A 16006-nucleotide genomic window follows, 5' to 3' on the forward strand; every position below is an offset into this window, starting at 1 on the left:
CGCCCGCGACTCGGCACTCATGCTGGCTTCGCTCAACCCCGCCGACGCCTTGCAGGCAGAGGCGGCGATGCTCGCCGCCACCACCGCCGACCTGAAGATCACCAACCTGGGGACATCCGAGCCCGACACGCCGTCCGCAGTCGCGTTCTGGGGACCGACGATGACGACGCAGGTCCGGGACGAACGGATTCTCGGCGTCGTCACGCACGCCGGGTCGCTACGAATGGTGCTGACGACGCACAGCGGTACAAGAGGTCTTCCTGCTGACTGAGTCCGGGGAACGCCCCGAGAACGACCCCCTTCGTCTATCCGTCGGCATGCCAGCCGCACGCTGGTCGACCGCTCCCGACGCAACCGCTCATCGGCACGACCGGAAGTCGAGCTGCACGCCCGACGACTACCGTGCGTGACGCTCGGTCAGCGGCATGAGAGTGAATCCTTGCTAGTCGCACGCAACCTCGTGGCGAGGGTCATGATCCGAGTAGATCGAGGTCACGAACGCAGAAACCGTGGTGCGCCCACTCCTCGTCCAGTACCACCTGAACGCACTCCAGCACCGACTTCCCCCTGGCATACGGCGGCCAACCCGGGCCCGCCGGCACTGGCGCGGGCGCCGAGAGCTGATCGGCCGTCACCGTCGACAGCCAACGCTCTAGCTCAGCGCCTTGCACGTCTCGCGCGGCCAGCACCTCGTCGAGACTGGGGGCCGCCGCTCGGTCCAGGCCAGGACGAGGGCGAGGCGTGTGAGGAGCAGGACCAGCCCGACCCGCAGACCATCCAGGCGACCCTGGCGCTGGTCTGCAGTATGGCCGTCAAGCCGGCACCCGGAGAGGAACCGTGCGCGGGTGCGGTCATCGACGCAGAAGTGCTGCGGGGGTACGTGCCGACGCAGGAGGGCGGCCCCGCGTGCGGCAGCCCCCTGGCGCTGACCACACCGGACCAGTGCACACCGACGATGACCGTCATCAGCCCTCAGCAAAGCTGGCAGGCGTACGTGGTGGCCGCGCTGGCGCGGGTCGGCGGCAAGGGCTTCGTCATCCCCGTGCCGTCGCAGTACATCGGTGGTCCGGGTCAGCCGCGCACGTGTGGCCCCGACCTCGACGAGCCCTGCTGATCTGACCGCGAGGGCGGTCCGCGACGCGCGGGCCGCCCTCGCGGGGCAGTCGGCAACAGCTTGACCTCAACCTGGCCAGGGTTCGTGGTGGCCCTGGCTGATCGGGTGTGGTCAACCGCCCAGGCCCGCGTCTCTGGCCCGGATGATCGCTTGCGCACGGTCGACCACGCGAAGCTTCGCGAAGATCGACGAAACGCTGTTGCGGACCGTCTTGATGCTCAGGCCCAGTCGGCCGGCGATCATCGCGTTGTCGTGGCCGGCCGCGACAAACTCGAGGACCTCGCGCTCGCGCGGTGTGAGTTCAGGAAACGGCTGGGCTCTCAAGTAAGCGCCACCGGCGAAGAAGGCCTGCACTCGCCGGGCGATCGACGGCCCGAAGAGTGCCTCGCCGGCGGCCACCGCCCGAACCGCGCGCATGATCTCGTCCTGATCGGCGCCCTTGAGGAGGTAGCCCAGCGCACCCGCCCGCATGGCGGCGAAGACGGAGTCATTGTCATCGAACATTGTCAGCACGCAGATCCTCACGTCCGGCGCTTCCCGCACCAGACGACGCGTGACATCGATTCCATTCATGCCGGGCATATGGAGGTCCATGAGAACGACGTCGGGCGCGTGCTCCCGCACCGCCCGCAGCCCGGCCTCACCGTCCCCGGCCGACGCGAGCACTCGGACCCCCGCGGCCTCCAGCAGTGCCTGCAGGCCGCGGCGAAAGACCGGGTGATCATCGACGATGACGACCCGAATCGCCTCGGGCTGCCGGTTCTCGGCGTCGGGAATCATGATGGCACCGCGCACGGGAGGACGGCCCACACCCGGGTGCCGCCGCTCTCAGCCGGGCCGACAGTGAGCCGGCCGCCGACCTCGGCTGCCCGTTCACGCATGGAATTCAAGCCGATGCCGCGCGGCTGCCCGGGGTGTACACCGCAACCGTCATCCACCACCTCGATCCGCAATTCCCGCGCCGACCGGCGCAGCCGAACCTCGGCCGATCGGGCACCTGCGTGCCGGATCACATTGGTCAGCGCCTCCTGAGTGATGCGAAACGCGGCCACCTCGACCGCGGCCGGCAGGTCGTCGAGGTCATCGGCCACCACGGTCAACGCGAGCCGCCCCGTGGGGATGCTCGAGCGGATGGCGCCGGCCAGGCCCAAATCGTCCAATGTGGCAGGTCGTAGGCCATAGACGAGCTGCCTGATGTCGCCGATCGCTCGCCGCACATCGCTACGCGCGTCGTCGAGTAGTTGCCGATCCGGTCCGGGTGCGCTGACGGCGCAGGCCGCGTCTATCGACATGGCCGCACCAGCGAGCAACGGCCCTAGTCCGTCGTGGAGATCTCGACGAAGCCTACGGCGCTCCTCCTCCCGAGCCGACATGATGGTCTGGCGGGACAGGTCGAGGTCGCGAGTCACCAACAGATTCTGGGCGAGGGCTCCGAGCGCCGGCGCCAGGATCGCCAGCGTCCGGCGGTCCACGGAGCTCACCCAGTCGGCGTCAACGTCAGCGGCGAGCATCACGCGCCCCACCTCCCGGCCCTGCCAGCGCAGGGGCACCGTCACCGCGCCGTCCCCCGGCGGGTCGCCGGCGAGATAGACGGCAGCACCGATCTCGATCCACACCACCCGGCCGGAGAACTGGTCGCCAAGGAGCTCGACGACCTCGTCCACCGCCTGTCGCGGGCTTGGCGCGTCGCGGATCAGGTTCGTCACCGACGCCAGCAGGTCGCGCGGGTCGGGCCGACCCAGCGAGAATGCCCGGTCGACGATCCGGCGGATCCGATCGCGGATCGGCGCGAACGCCAGGGCGACAACGAGCGCACCGGCGAACGCGACCATGCCCGGTCCGACGATCCTCCCGGCCAGCGCGCCGACTCCGGCCACCGTCACGGCGTACAACGCACCGAGGATCACCACCAGGCCGAAGCCCACCGCGCCGCGCGACACCAGCAGATCGATGTCGTAGAGCCGGTAACGAGCGACCGCGACCAGCACCGCCGCCAGGTAACCCGCGCAGGCAAGGCTGGCAAGCCAGCGGGGATCGGCGAAATCGCTGACGATCAGGACCGCCGAGGCGATGCTCACCAGACCGATCTGACGCCGCAACAGGGAACTCGAACGGCGGAAGCGGACCACGATGCTCGCGATCGATCCAGCCGCCATGATCCCGAAAACCACGGTCAGGACAGCGCCGACCTGGCTCAGCCACCGCGCGTCGCCGGTCACGATCAACGGATTCGCCAGCCCGGGGAACTGCGTCGCCTCGGGGGCCAGGGCCAGCACCCCGGCCACCAGAACAGCGATCGCCAGGGTGGCCCGCCACCACCACCGCCACGCCCCAGGCAGGGTCACCCCGTCCGGGAAGACCTGAGGCAGCACCACCAGGCAGATCAGCAGCACAGGGAGCCACGACCACGTGGTGACCCAGCCGGTCCACGGCAACCAGGCCGCGGCAGGGGCGGCCACCTGACCATATTCGGTGAAGGCCAGCGCGGCGCAGTAGACGCCTGCCAAGGCACCGCTGACGACCAGCAACCAGGCCACCCGGTTGCCTGGCCTGCGGTTCGCGATCAGCGCGCCCACCACGCCCGCAAAGAGCCCCACCATCGGCTGGGGTGTACCCCAGAAGTCAACCCGATCCGCTGGTGGCACCACCTGATGCACCGCCAGCCCGGCGGCGGTGAGGACCATCCCGAGGATGGTGCCGAGCCAACCGACGACAACTGCCCGCCGCAATCTACGTGCGCCGCCCGCGGTCTGTACCGCGAGCGGCGCTTCCGGCATGGCCATGATGGTCCGCACCGTAGTCGAGCCTCAGACTCCGTACCAGTCGCGGTCAGGAGTCCGCGCGATCGCCACGGCGGCACCCACCGCGAATACGACAAAGATCACATGCGCGTCGAACCATCCCAGGTCGGGTACGACGAAGTCGGCCACCAGGAAGACCAGCAACGCCACCGGCAGCCACCGCGGCACCGACCGCGAACGCCAGAGCGCGATCGCGGTGGCGATCATCCCCACCGCGGAGCCAAGCAGGAAGCTGACCAGGAAGATCGGGAAGGCCATCCCGCCGCTCTCCCCTGTCAACGCGGCCAGCACGGGCGCCAACTGCGCGGGCTCGAGCGGCCGGGCCAGATCGTAGAGCGCGGCCAGCGACGCGGACATCGCGAAGAACCCGATGAAGCCGACCGTGCTGGCGATGATGCCGATCCGCGCGGCGACCGGGGCACGCCGGCCGCTGTACTGCAGCAGACCGATCAGGCCGAGCAGCATCAATGGAATGCCGGCCACATTGGCCAACGCGCCCAGCACACCCAGCAGCCCGCGTTCGTCGATCGCGTCCGTGTAGCCGGCGGCACTCGTGTCACCGGAGTTGAACATCGTGGCGAGCACTGAGGCGGCTTGGTTGAAGACGGCGCCGACGGCCAACGCGACCAGGGCGGTTCGCCGGCCGACGGAGACCGGTCGCGGAGAGGTCACGAGCGGCGCGGGCAATGTCTCGACTGTCGTCATGCGATCCCTATCTAGGGCAAGGTGCGGGCCCTTCCCGCATCCACCCGCCACACTGGCGCGCGCCCCCGCCCGGGCGGCAGGGTCGGCAGTCCCGGGCGGTCCGGGATTGTTCCGGCGCTTACTCGACGTGCCGGCGCACGATGGGGTCGTACTGCGCAGGACCAGCCGGTCCGGATCGTTACGGCGGTTCTTGCGGGTGACGTAGGTGTAGCCAGTGCCGGCGGTGCTGCGCAGCCGCACGATCGGCCGGACGTCGGTCTGTCGGGCCATCAGACCTTCATCCCTTGGGCGCGCAGCTCGGCGACGACCTTCTCGATGCCCTTGCGGTCCACGGTCTTGAGTGCCTTGGCCGTCAGCCTCAATCCGTCAGAGGGTTTTGATCCCTGCCTGTCTGGTTCGGCTTGACCGTTTTGTCCCTCGCTGGTGAGTGCGGGTTGGCCGCGTGTCGCTGCGGGCGCGCCGGGTCTCCTGACCGGGGGCGGTCTCTTTCTCCTGGCGGGGGCCGTGGGGATGGGTCAGGTCGTTAAGGCTGGCAGGGCGAGGCGTTGCCAGCAGAGGAGGAACGCGTCGGCCCAGGACCAGGTGTCGGCGATGGTCAGGGTTCGTCGGCGGGCGTGGGTGGCGAGTTTCGCGGGTAGGTGCAGTAGCCGGTAGCGCAGGGTGTCGGGTTCGGCGTGGGCGAGCTCAGGTTGGTCGTGCAGGCCGAGGAGTCGGGTCCAGGCGGCGAGGTCGGCGGCGATATTGCAGGTGAGGACCCACCCTTGGTTGACGGTCCAGGACTTCGATGGCAGGTTGCGCAGGCCCATGGCCTTGTTCGTCCGTACACGGTCTTCGACCCCGGCGTGCGAGCGGTGCAGCACGTCGAGGAACTGCGGGTGATGCGAGCCTGGTATGGCGTGGATCCGGCTGATGTTGGTGGCGACGATCGCGTACCGCCAGCCGGTCTTCTTCTCGAGGTCGGTGAGTTTCTTCTGGTGCCGGGCGGCGGGCCGGGTGCGTCGGGTGATCAGCCGTAGACCGCTGGTCCACTTGTCGACGCGTTCGCTCAGACCGGTCAGCTCGGCGACCTGGGCCTGATCGGTGGCGGTGCCGTCCTACAGAAGGCTGTCTGTCCAGGCGTGCGCGGGCAGGGCTGCGATCGCGTTCTCGTGGGTCTCGGTGATCGTCCACCCGACGGTGAACTTCACGGTGCGCCACAACCGGTTCATCTGCTCAATGTGTTCGAGCAGGTCGTGGGTGGCGCCGGCGCCATCGACCCAAATGAGGATCTTGCGCCGGTACTGCACGGGCAGCTGGGCGATCGCGTCGCCCAACACGCGAATGTGGTCGGTGACCGTGTTCGAACCGGCGTTACCCGGGCGCAGCAGCATGGCCAAGCTTTCGGTGGTGTTCGCGCACCACGCACCGAGCGGGTGGAACCCGAAACCGCGTTTGAACGTGGCCGCCGCGTTCTGCTTGTCACTGTGAGCAGTGATCAGAGTCGCGTCCAGATCGATGACCACCCACCCGGTCAGCACCTTTCCCGCGACCACGAGCCACGGGAAGCCCTCCGGCCGGCGAGCGAGCAGGTCCCAGACCCGGGCCCGGACCTTCGCCCTGGCCTTGGCGATCCGGCCCAGCATCGCCGTGTCCAACCCGGCGAGAGCCCGGCGCACGGTCGCCTCCGACGGCGGATCAGCGAACACCACAGCCTGATGAGCGAGCAGGCTGATATCCGACATACTCGTCGCGCCGAGCACGATCGATGTCGCTAGACAGACCAGGACCGTGCCCCGGTCCCACCAGCCCGGACCCTTCCCCCTCGGCAGGACCTTGTTCAACCCGCCGGTCAGACCGGTCCGATCCGCGCACCGCCGCAGCAAGATCGCGCCAGCGTGACCGACCAGACCTTTACCACCCGAGGCGACCTGCAGCCGCTGATCCCACCCACTACTCTTACTCACCGGAAAGGTGCACCCGATTCTGCCCTGGATATGACGTAGACACTCACATCCTTGCAGGTCAGGAGCACCTTTCCCTTGTCGCCCTCGATGCATCAATTCCACTCTGAACGGGCGAGGCCAGGACCACACCTGCGACGGGCCGGTCGCGACCAGCTCCGGACGCACCCGGGGCGGATGGGTGGCCTGCCGGCGTCGTTCCCGGCTCTGCCCCGCTGCCCGCGCGATCCGATACATCGTGGACATCGAACACCAGTACCGGCCCTCGTCGAGCTCCCGCGCCCATACCTGCGGGATCGCCAGATCCGCATACCCGGGCGCGTTCAGCACCGCCAGGACCTGTTCCCGCTCGGCCAGGCTGAGCGTCTGTGGTGGCGGGGTCCGCGGCAGCCACGGGCCATGCATCGGCCCGATCGGTTTCGCCTTGCGGTAGTAGGTCGCCCGCGAGATCCCGGTCAGGGTGCACGCTCTTTGCACCGCAATCTCAGCGGCCCGCAATTGTTCGAACGTGGCGGTCAGGACTTCTTCGGCGGTATCTGCTCGTCCGCGCTCTCGGACAGTTCCGCCAAGAGCGCGTGTGGTCGGGTCGCCCGGGGGAATTTCACCCCCGGGCTCCCACAGATCCCGGCGTGACAGTCTCCCGTCACCGGGCTCTTATCGTCCTGATCACCAGATCGAGTGGACCCATTTCCAGTGGACGAAGAAAAGCGGATACGCCTTGGTGATCTGCTTCCACCGCCGATGGAACTTGTTGAATGTCTTCAGCCGCCGGAACTTCTTCCGGACCCAGCGCATCAGGTAGTAGTTGATGCGCCGCAGGAGGGGATACAGTTCAGTTTTGTAAAACGCCCCGTAGTACTGCATCCAGCCACGCACGATCGGATTGATCCAACGTGCGAACTCGGTGAAGGTGTAGCCGATGTGCATGTGGAGCCGCCAGGAGCGGACTTCCGCACTCATCTTCTTGAGGGCGTCCTTGCTGACCGCTGGCAGGAACGAGGTGAATATCTTACCGTTCCTGTCCCGTGCTGCGCGGCGCTGAAACGTGAAGCCGAGGAAGGTGAACGACGTCGCCACGAGATCGTCGCGGCGTCGGTCTCTTCCGCAGTACACGACCCGGGTCTTGGCCGGGTGCAGTTGCAGCCCGACCTCCTCCATCCTGTCGCCGACCGCCCGCAGGACTTCACGGGCTCGACGCTCGGTTCCGCAGTGGATAACCGCGTCATCGGCGTAGCGTTCGAACTGGACGTCCCGAAAATTGCGGGCGAGCCACTGGTCGAACGCATAGTGCAGGAACAGATTCGCCAGCACAGGCGAGACCGCAGACCCCTGCGGGGTGCCTCGGTCTCGCTGCCGCAAGGTGCCGTCGGATAGTTGAAGCGGTGCGGCAAGCCACCGCTTCACATACAACACTACCCATGCGGCATCGGTGTGGGCTTCCACCGCTTTGACGACGAGGTCCCAGCGGACGCTGTCGAAGAATTTCGAGACATCGAGGTCGATGACCCAATCCTTGTCCCAGCACCGCCGTCGGCATACCCCGACCGCGTCCAGAGCCGACCTTCCGGGCCGGTAGCCGAAGGAGTCCGGGTGGAACACAGGTTCCACCCGCTTTTCCAGATGCCCGGCTACCACCGTCTGCGCGATCCTGTCAGCGACCGTAGGCACCCCGAGTAGACGGACCCCTCCGCCATGCGACTTCGGGATTTCCACACCCTTCACCGGAGGCGGGAAGTAACTACCCGAGGACATCCGATTCCAGATCTTGTAAAGGTTTCCCTTCAGATCTTCTTCGAACTCCTCGATCGTGCAGCCATCCACCCCCGGAGCGCCCTTGTTGGCTTTGACCTTCAGGTACGCCTCCCACACGTCCCGTTTCGAAATGTCGAACGGCTTGATCTGTGACTTCAGCTCGCTCACACAGTTCCTCCCAGCACATTCCTGGTTGACCGAACAAACGAACCACGGACAATCCGGCCCCTTCGCTCCACCCCCACCGCGCCCAGCAGGGGCTTCACCACTACTACGAACCGGTCCGCCAACACACCCCGCATCGGTACTCAGTTCCTCGCGGGTTGTCCGCTTGGAAGGCTCCCTTACACAACCGGGCCCGACAAAGGGGACAGGTTGAAGCATCGGAGTGTGTCTTCCCACGTTCCGCACGGCAGCAGCAGACCAGGCTCACGTCGCCTCCACGCCGGGCACCGCCTGGCCAGTAAACGGGTTTCCGCCAGACTCATCCCGGGCCAAAAAGTAACACCCGGTTTCGATGCCATTTCATCAATAACGACGCGTCAACAGCGATCCTCACTTGAGGACTGCGCTCCGTCTTCCTGATCCCCACCTGACGCCTCATGGACGCCTTTTCCACAGTCGCTCACCACGGTCGCGTCACCGCTCCCGCAGCATGTGGCGGTTTGAAGCCTCCCCCCGCAGGGCGGCTCCGAAGGGCCCAAGTCCTACATCTGCCATGCAGCACCGCGCTCAGCTACCAACTACCTCAAGCAGCCTCCCGCGTTCGTGGCACACCTTTTCCCATGATGTCTAGTGCCATCCGGGTTTTCTTCAGATCGGCCTGCAGTTTCTCGTTCTGCCGGCGTAGTTTCTCCAGCTCGAGTTGTTCACTGTTCTTCCTCTTCGGCCGTCCCGTTCCCGCCGTTCCGGAATCGGTCTCCCGGCCTGGTCTGCCGAGCAGGCCCGCGTCACGAGCCCGTGTCCATTCGATGATGTGCGACGAATACAAGCCTTCCCGGCGCAGCAGAGCGCCTTTTTCTCCGTTCGGGGCGCTCTCGTACGCGGCGACCATCGCGAGCTTGTACGCCGGGCTGAACGCCCGACGCGACGGCTTCGGCGCCGGATCGACCCCGTCACCGGCCGACGCCGGCTGCTTGTCAGATGAAGTGGACACGCTCACAAGGATCTCCGATCCCCGCCCTCAGGTCATCACCCCACAGTCACACGGGGTGTCTCACACGATCTTGACCGAGAGGGAGCAGCCATGCGGGAAGTGGCCGAGGAAGTCAGCCTGACCGATACTCGCTACGGCGCGTACCTCGGACAGGAGGCATACGCCTTCACCGACCACCGCCACAACGCCGGCCCGGGACGAGGGCTTCGTCCAAGCTCACTGGCTTGACGCCCCCGCCGCCCGACAGGCCGCCAGTCATGACCAGTTCCAGCAGATCCTGGACCGCGCCCTCGCCATCATCGCTTGGCGCTCCGTACGGCCACTCCCCTTCAGCCCAAGGCCAACTACACCGTTCACCTCCGAGTCTGCTGGACGTACGAAAGACCGAGGCTAAGCACCGGGCACGGGATGCCGCTGAGGCTACTGACGTGTCCTGAACCCGGCTCACGTGCCGGCTGTGCGCTCAGCGACGGTTCGTGCTCCGTTCCTGCGCCAGCGTGCAACTACATGGCTGCCGTCGTAGAGGTCGGCGACCGCTTCGTCGGTCATGCGCTCCTTGAGGACCACCTTGCACAAGGCGGCCAGGGCAGAAGCAGCTCGGCCGCAAGTTCCGCGGTGGCCTCCTGCCGCAGCCCCTCGGCGACGGCGTCGGCCATCAACTCCTCGTCCTCCACGACCAGGACCCGCACCCCGCCACCTCCTCGACCGACCGGACCGACCGCTCGACCCCTCGACCGCTCGACCGCTCGACCGCTCGACCGCTCGCCAAAGTATGCGCGGGCGTTGTTAGCGCAGCGTTAGTGAAGTCCCTCTCGGCACCCTCACACGCCCTGCTGTTGGCTACCGAACGTGACTGGAGAGCCGGCAGCAGTGCCCGCCAATGCACTACGATTCGCGCGCGGTACCGGCTCACCGGCGGCTCCGACGTCAGTGATACCGACATCAGCGCACGGGCTGCGCAGTGGAGCAGGCTGGCGTGCCACACGGGGGAGATATCAGGATGTTCGACACTGCGACGACCCAGGTGATCGAACCGGTCCCGCCACAACCGCCTGACCGGCGTCGCACACGCGGCCTCCGGATGCTGTTCAGTGGCCTGCTGACCCTGCTCCTGGGCGGCACCGCGCTGGTCGCGATCGAGCCGCTGCGCCGCCCGTTGCCCGCGCCGACGGTCACGCAGACGCTGCCCGCGTCGACGATCATCCCCGGCACGGCCCCGGCGGTGCCGTGGCCGAAGACCGGGCAGGCCGCCCTCTCGGTCGAAGGGCTGGGCTCGCTCGGCACGTCGGGCGGGAGTAACCCGGTGCCGATCGCGAGCGTGACCAAGGTGATGACGGCGTACGTCATCCTGACCGAGCATCCTCTCGACCGGGGCGAGCACGGACCGAAGCTCGCCGTCAGCGCGGAGCAGGCCGCGGCGTACCCGGGGGAGCTGGCGCGCGGCGAGTCCCTCGTGGCGGTCGTCGCGGGCGCGGTCTTCACCGAGCGCCAGGCGCTCCAGGCGGTGCTGCTCCCGTCGGCGAACAACATGGCGCGGATCCTCGCCGCCTGGGATGCCGGCAGCGTCGAGGCATTCGTCGCCAAGATGAACCGCACCGCCGTCGCGCTCGGCATGACCCACACCCGCTACACCGATCCGTCCGGGCTCGACCCGGACACCGTGAGCACCGCCGTCGACCAGGTGATCCTGGCCCGCAAGGCGATGCAACTGCCGGCGTTCGCGGAGATCGTGGCGCAGAAGAAGGCCACCCTGCCGGTCGCCGGCACCGTGCAGAACTACAACTCCCTGGTCGGCCGGGACGGCGTCGTGGGGATCAAGACCGGGTCCACCGACGAGGCCGGGGGCTGTCTCGTCTTCGCCGCCGTCGTGAAGGTCGGCGGCCGGAAAATCACGGTCGTGGGCGCGGTCCTGGGGCAGCCCGGCGCCAACACCCCGGTGCAGCTGGACCGGGTGTTCCGGGTGACCCGTCCGCTGGTCCGCACCGCCGCCGCCGCGATCACGGAGTACCCGATCGTCCGGGCCGGCGATCAGGTCGCCACCGTGCGGGGGCCGCTCGGCACCGGCACGACGATCAGCGCTGCGAAGGACCTGACCGTCGTGGGCTGGCCCGGCATGCGGGTACGGCTGGACGTCGAGATCCCGGCCGTACCGACACGGCTGCCGGCCGAGGCCGAACACGGCCGGGTCAGTGCGGTCGCCAGCGAGGGCACGCCGGTCGCCACCGCGCTTCGCACCGGCGTACGGCTGGAGCCGCCGAGCACCTGGGATCGCATCCGACAGCACCGCTGAAACGGCGACGCTACGGCCCGAGGGCTCAGGATGTCCGCAGCGGCCGGAACACGGCCCGCATCTCGCTCGCGAACAGGTCGGGCTCCTCCCAGACGGCGAAGTGGCCACCCTTGTCGACCTCGTTGAAGTACGCGAGGTCGGGGTAGACCGTCTCGACCCAGCTGCGCGGGGCAGCCCAGATTCCGCCGGGGAACGTCGTGAAGCCGACCGGAACCGAGACCGCCGCCGGGGCGGCGGGCACCCCGAAGGTTTTTCCCGTCCACGGCGATCACCGTCCGATACCGGTGCGGCCGAGGCGTGGTCACCCCCGGGCGCGGGCGGGTCACGCGTCCATCGTGATGTCGCCGCCGTCAACCGTCAGCTCACGGTGTACCAGCACACCCTCGGACCAGCCGGCACGGTCACCGACAGTTCCGACGAACGCCAGCACAACCCCCGCCGAAACAGACGAGCACCAACGGAGCACCACCGTCCCACGAGGCGGGAGAAGTGAGCGCGAAAATGGGAAAGAAGAAGGCCGCAACCCTTGTTCTTGCAGGTCACGGCCTTGATCGTCTGTGCGCCCGAAGGGACTCGAACCCCTAACCTTCTGATCCGTAGTCAGATGCTCTATCCATTGAGCTACGGGCGCTTGTGCTCAGCCAGTGTACACACCCGGCTTTCGCGCGGAGACTCCGGGATTCGAACCCGGGAGGGGCTTTAAGACCCCAACCGCATTAGCAGTGCGGCGCCATAGACCAGACTAGGCGAAGTCTCCCCGGTGGCCTGTCAGACCACCGCGAACGAGGATACAGGTCGCTACCCATGAGGAGCAAAACGACTTCCGGGGTACGCCCACCAGGGCTGCCCGCCCCCGTGTTTCGCCGCTGTGCGGCGGCGCGTTCGGGACTACGCTCCATCGATATGCAGGAGCAGCCGCCCAGCGAGCCGACCCGTCGAGAGCCTGCCGATAGAGCGCGTCGGCGCTCCCCGCGGGCCACCTTCACGCCGCCGACTGCCGCCGAGCAGCCCGCCGAGACGGCGGCACCGCCGGCAACCGCTCCGGCGAGCCAGCGTCCTCGACGGGCCAAGGCCGCCCCGACGGTGCTGTTCCAGCCACCGGCGCCGGACCGCCCCCTGCCCCGACAGCCGAGGCCCACACCGACCGGCACGACCGGCCCAGCGGGCGTCGACCAGCCCGACCCGCCGAGCAAAGTCGACCAGCCAGGCCCGGCGAGCAAGACAGCGGACGTCGACCAGCCAGGCCCGGCGGCAGGCGTCGAGCCAGCTCTCCGGACGCCGAAGGCCCGGACCACCCCTGTTCGCAAGGCCGCCACCCGGAAGGCAGCCGAGACGGCCGCCGATGTGACCCCGAGCACCCCGGCACCGATCCCGAGCAAGCGCGCCGCGAGCCCCACCAAGCGCGCGGCGACGCCTCGCAAGAGCACCACGCCGAGGAAATCCGCAGGGGAACCCTTGGCTGAACAGCACACGGCAACTGAGCAGCACACCGCACTGGTATCCCCCGCCGAGCAGCAGACCCCGCCAGCTCTGGCGCGTACCCCGGAAGCGGAGCTGCGGGCGGTTGCCGCGCGCGTACTCGATCATCCGGGCTTCGCTCCGGAGCTGTTGGCCCTGGGGGCGGTGCGGGCGCTCGGGCCGGGCGCGACCGAGTGGGCCACGCGGCTGCGCGACCGGTATCCGGACGCACCGGCGGACGGCCTGGCCCGGTTGGCCACCCGGCGGTTCGTCCGCTCAGCGGGCGCGGGCGGGGCGACCGCGGCGCTGGCCGGTCTCTTCGCACCGCTGGCCGAGCTGGCCTCGGTGCTGTGGTCGCATTCGAACCTGGTGCTGCACCTGGCTGCGGCGTACGGCAAGGATCCAGCGCATCCCGACCGGGCTGCCGAGCTGCTGGTGCTCACCCAGGTGCACCCGGACACGGCGAGCGCGCAGGCAGCCCTGGCTGCCGCGCAGACGGCGGGCGACCCGGTCGAGGGGGCCTGGCCGAGGGCGGCGGAGGCCGCCTGGCGGCTGGCCGCGCCGCTGACGGCGCAGGCCGGCGGCTGGGTTGCGTTGCGGCTGGTGGCCCGACTGCTGCCGGGCGCGGCGGTGCTCGCGGCGGCGCTGGGTGACGCGGCGGCGGCCGACCGGCTCGCGGCCCGAGCGGTGGCCGTCTACCGACCCGACCCGCGGTGACCGGTCAGAGCCAGTCGAACCACTCCCGGGGCAGCAACGCGTAGCCGACGAAGGCGACCACGTCGAGCAGCGTGTGCGCGATGACCAGCGGCATCACCCGTCGGGTGCGCAGGTAGAAGAAGCTGAACACGACGCCCATCACCACGTTGCCGACGAACGCGCCGAAGCCCTGGTAGAGGTGGTACGAGCCGCGTAGCAGCGCGCTGGCCGCGATGATCGCGGCGAGCCGCCACTGGAGTTGGCGCAGCCGGGTGACCAGGTAGCCGACCACGATCACCTCTTCCAGCACGGCGTTCTGCACGGCGGCGAGGATCAGCACCGGGACCGCCCACCAGACCTGCGGCAGCGCAGCCGGCACGAGCGTGGCGTTGATGCCCAACTCGGCTGCCACCCAGAACAGGGCCAACCCGGGCAGGCCGATCAGCGCCGCCAGCCCGGCACCGCGGGCCAGATCCTGACCGGGCCGCCGGGCGTCCAGGCCGAGGGTCCGCGCCGGGTCGCCGGGGTCACGGCTGAGCAGGTGTACGGCAAGCAGCACCGGAAGCAGCGCGAAGACGATGCCGAGCAGCTGGTACGTGAGGTCCAGCCAGGGTCGGGCCGACGCCGAGGTGTTCAGCGAGGCGGTCTGCTTGGAGAGCGGACCGTTGGCGGTCAGCTTCGCGATGATCGAGACCACCGCGTAGACCGCGGACTGGCCGAGGGAGAGGCCGAGGACCAGCAGCGTTTCGGTGCCCAGCACTCGGCGGGACACCGGGCGGGTCAGCTCAACGGTCACCGCACCACTCTGCCCGACGGGCGACACCGGTGACACGGCCGACCGGACAGCATGAGCCGATCGCACATTCTGTGCGACCAGTCGACACGCTCCGTGGAGATTCTATGGGCGCCCGATCCGCTGCCGTCTGGAGTAGGAGCGCCCCCGTGGACAACCTCGCGCGGTTGCTGAAGGAGAGCTGGACCCTGGTCGAGGACGATCGGGCCCGGCTGCGCGACCACTTTTACGCCCGGCTGTTCCTGCTCGACCCCGCCCTGCGGCAACTCTTTCCGGTGCAGATGACCGGCCAGGGCGACCGCCTGTTGGAAGCGATCATCACGGCGATCCACACGGTCGACGATCCGGAGAGCTTCGACGAGTTTCTCCGGGCGCTGGGCCGCGACCACCGCAAATATCACGTCGACGACCAGCACTACGCGACGATGGGCGTCGCGCTGCTGGACGCGCTGCGGAGCAGCGCCGGCGACGGCTGGAACCTGGAGTACGACCAGGCGTGGCGGGAGGCGTACGCGGCGATCGCCGCCCTGATGGTGGCCGGGGCGGCGGCCGACGACGACCCGCCGTTCTGGCACGCCGAGGTGCTGACCCACGAGCGGTACGGCCCGGACTCCGTCGTGCTGACCTGTCGGGCGCTACAGCATCCGCTGCGGTGGCAGGCGGGGCAGTACGTCAGCCTGGAGGTGCCGCGCTACCACCCCCGGGTGTGGCGGAACTACTCGGTGGCGAACGCCCCGAACGACGACAACGTGTTGGAGTTCCACGTGCGGTCGCCGGGGGCCGGCTGGGTGTCCGGCGCGCTGGTGCGTCGGGTGCGGCCGGGTGATCTGCTCCGCCTGGCGGCGCCGATGGGGTCGATGACCCTGGACCGTTCCTCGGAACGGGACGTCCTCTGTGTGGCCGGCGGGGTGGGCCTGGCGCCGATCAAGGCGCTGGTGGAGGAGTTGGCCACCTTCAACCGGACCCGTTGGGTGCACGTCTTCTACGGCGCCCGGCAGGCGGCCGACCTGTACGGCCAGGCCGGGTTGGAAGAGTTGGTCGCCGTACACCCGTGGTTGTCGATCACTGCGGCCTGCAGTGAGGACCCGGACTTCGACGGTGAGCTGGGCGACATCGCGGACGTGGTGGCCCGGTACGGCCCGTGGACCAACCACGACTGCTACGTCTCCGGCTCGGCCCGGATGGTCAGGTCGACGCTGCGGGTGCTCGCCGCGGACGACGTGCCGCCGCCGCACATCCGCTACGACACCTTCGGTGACCTCTAGACGTTCCTCCCCCCACACCGGGGCGCGTGCCCCTGC

At 68.6% G+C, this 16006-nt stretch carries 12 protein-coding genes, 2 tRNA genes and 5 pseudogenes; 5 read left to right on the forward strand and 14 right to left on the reverse strand.

The features are described from left to right. Positions 1-19: 19 nt before the first annotated feature. Entirely contained in the window at positions 20-271 is a 252-nt protein-coding gene (locus OG811_RS09805) for a hypothetical protein (protein WP_406073570.1), read from the forward strand. Positions 272-470: 199 nt separating this feature from the next. Here OG811_RS09805 and OG811_RS09810 read toward each other — a convergent pair. Beyond that, positions 471-731: pseudogene (locus OG811_RS09810) on the reverse strand (DinB family protein); the annotation flags it as partial. Between the two features lie 74 nt (positions 732-805). On the opposite strand from OG811_RS09810, the gene OG811_RS09815 reads away from it, so the two are divergent. Next, positions 806-1114 (forward strand): hypothetical protein, encoded by a 309-nt coding sequence (locus OG811_RS09815; RefSeq protein ID WP_406073572.1) that lies wholly within the window; start codon positions 806-808, stop codon positions 1112-1114. A 111-nt stretch (positions 1115-1225) separates the two neighbouring features. Here the strand turns inward: OG811_RS09815 and OG811_RS09820 are convergent, their stop codons facing one another. The 9 genes and pseudogenes from OG811_RS09820 to OG811_RS09860 all read right to left on the reverse strand — a co-directional run. Continuing rightward, complete coding sequence (locus OG811_RS09820) at positions 1226-1894, reverse strand: response regulator (RefSeq protein ID WP_406073574.1); 669 nt, start codon at positions 1892-1894, stop codon at positions 1226-1228. Beyond that, positions 1891-3897 (reverse strand): ATP-binding protein, encoded by a 2007-nt coding sequence (locus tag OG811_RS09825; protein ID WP_406073576.1) that lies wholly within the window; start codon positions 3895-3897, stop codon positions 1891-1893. The genes OG811_RS09820 and OG811_RS09825 overlap by 4 nt, the downstream gene beginning before the upstream one ends. A 24-nt stretch (positions 3898-3921) precedes the next feature. Continuing rightward, complete coding sequence (locus tag OG811_RS09830; protein WP_406073578.1) at positions 3922-4620, reverse strand: hypothetical protein; 699 nt, start codon at positions 4618-4620, stop codon at positions 3922-3924. Positions 4621-4738: 118 nt separating this feature from the next. After that, positions 4739-4890, reverse strand: a pseudogene (rpmG, locus tag OG811_RS09835) (50S ribosomal protein L33). Beyond that, positions 4890-4982: pseudogene (locus OG811_RS09840) on the reverse strand (50S ribosomal protein L28); the annotation flags it as partial. The pseudogenes OG811_RS09840 and rpmG, both read right to left, overlap by 1 nt. Positions 4983-5135: 153 nt before the next feature. Then, a pseudogene (locus OG811_RS09845) lies at positions 5136-6965 on the reverse strand (IS1380 family transposase). Between the two features lie 261 nt (positions 6966-7226). Further along, positions 7227-8480 (reverse strand): group II intron reverse transcriptase/maturase, encoded by a 1254-nt coding sequence (gene ltrA, locus OG811_RS09850; RefSeq protein WP_406073580.1) that lies wholly within the window; start codon positions 8478-8480, stop codon positions 7227-7229. Positions 8481-9060: 580 nt separating this feature from the next. After that, the gene (locus OG811_RS09855; RefSeq protein ID WP_406073582.1) at positions 9061-9474 is read right to left on the reverse strand and encodes a hypothetical protein; all 414 of its coding nucleotides are present in this window, start codon (positions 9472-9474) and stop codon (positions 9061-9063) included. Positions 9475-10079: 605 nt separating this feature from the next. Then, positions 10080-10157, reverse strand: a pseudogene (locus OG811_RS09860) (response regulator transcription factor); the annotation flags it as partial. A 392-nt stretch (positions 10158-10549) separates the two neighbouring features. Here OG811_RS09860 and OG811_RS09865 point away from each other — a divergent pair. Further along, positions 10550-11758 (forward strand): D-alanyl-D-alanine carboxypeptidase family protein, encoded by a 1209-nt coding sequence (locus tag OG811_RS09865; protein ID WP_406073583.1) that lies wholly within the window; start codon positions 10550-10552, stop codon positions 11756-11758. A 25-nt stretch (positions 11759-11783) separates the two neighbouring features. Here OG811_RS09865 and OG811_RS09870 read toward each other — a convergent pair whose 3' ends face one another. From OG811_RS09870 to OG811_RS09880, 3 genes are all read right to left on the reverse strand, one after another. Next, complete coding sequence (locus tag OG811_RS09870; protein ID WP_406073585.1) at positions 11784-11999, reverse strand: hypothetical protein; 216 nt, start codon at positions 11997-11999, stop codon at positions 11784-11786. Between the two features lie 317 nt (positions 12000-12316). Beyond that, positions 12317-12389: transfer RNA gene (locus OG811_RS09875), tRNA-Arg, on the reverse strand. A 35-nt stretch (positions 12390-12424) separates the two neighbouring features. Then, positions 12425-12515: transfer RNA gene (locus OG811_RS09880), tRNA-Ser, on the reverse strand. A 698-nt stretch (positions 12516-13213) separates the two neighbouring features. Here OG811_RS09880 and OG811_RS09885 point away from each other — a divergent pair. Continuing rightward, positions 13214-13933, forward strand: a complete 720-nt coding sequence (locus OG811_RS09885; protein ID WP_406073587.1) for a hypothetical protein — start codon at positions 13214-13216, stop codon at positions 13931-13933. A 4-nt stretch (positions 13934-13937) separates the two neighbouring features. On the opposite strand, the gene OG811_RS09890 is transcribed toward OG811_RS09885, so the two are convergent. Then, positions 13938-14708 (reverse strand): CPBP family intramembrane glutamic endopeptidase, encoded by a 771-nt coding sequence (locus OG811_RS09890; protein WP_406073588.1) that lies wholly within the window; start codon positions 14706-14708, stop codon positions 13938-13940. Positions 14709-14854: 146 nt separating this feature from the next. Between OG811_RS09890 and OG811_RS09895 the strand changes: the two genes are divergently transcribed. Then, complete coding sequence (locus tag OG811_RS09895) at positions 14855-15970, forward strand: globin domain-containing protein (protein ID WP_406073590.1); 1116 nt, start codon at positions 14855-14857, stop codon at positions 15968-15970. Positions 15971-16006 lie beyond the last annotated feature (36 nt).

This window comes from Micromonospora sp. NBC_01638, from assembly GCF_045209745.1.
Taxonomy (GTDB): Bacteria; Actinomycetota; Actinomycetes; order Mycobacteriales; family Micromonosporaceae; genus Micromonospora.

Coding starts and splice junctions, on each gene's coding strand:
- OG811_RS09805 (WP_406073570.1), top strand. CDS start 20: ATGCTGGCTTCGCTCAACCCCGCCGACGCCTTGCAGGCAGAGGCGGCG.
- OG811_RS09815 (WP_406073572.1), top strand. CDS start 806: ATGGCCGTCAAGCCGGCACCCGGAGAGGAACCGTGCGCGGGTGCGGTC.
- OG811_RS09820 (WP_406073574.1), bottom strand. CDS start 1,894: ATGATTCCCGACGCCGAGAACCGGCAGCCCGAGGCGATTCGGGTCGTC.
- OG811_RS09825 (WP_406073576.1), bottom strand. CDS start 3,897: ATGGCCATGCCGGAAGCGCCGCTCGCGGTACAGACCGCGGGCGGCGCA.
- OG811_RS09830 (WP_406073578.1), bottom strand. CDS start 4,620: ATGACGACAGTCGAGACATTGCCCGCGCCGCTCGTGACCTCTCCGCGA.
- OG811_RS09865 (WP_406073583.1), top strand. CDS start 10,550: ATGCTGTTCAGTGGCCTGCTGACCCTGCTCCTGGGCGGCACCGCGCTG.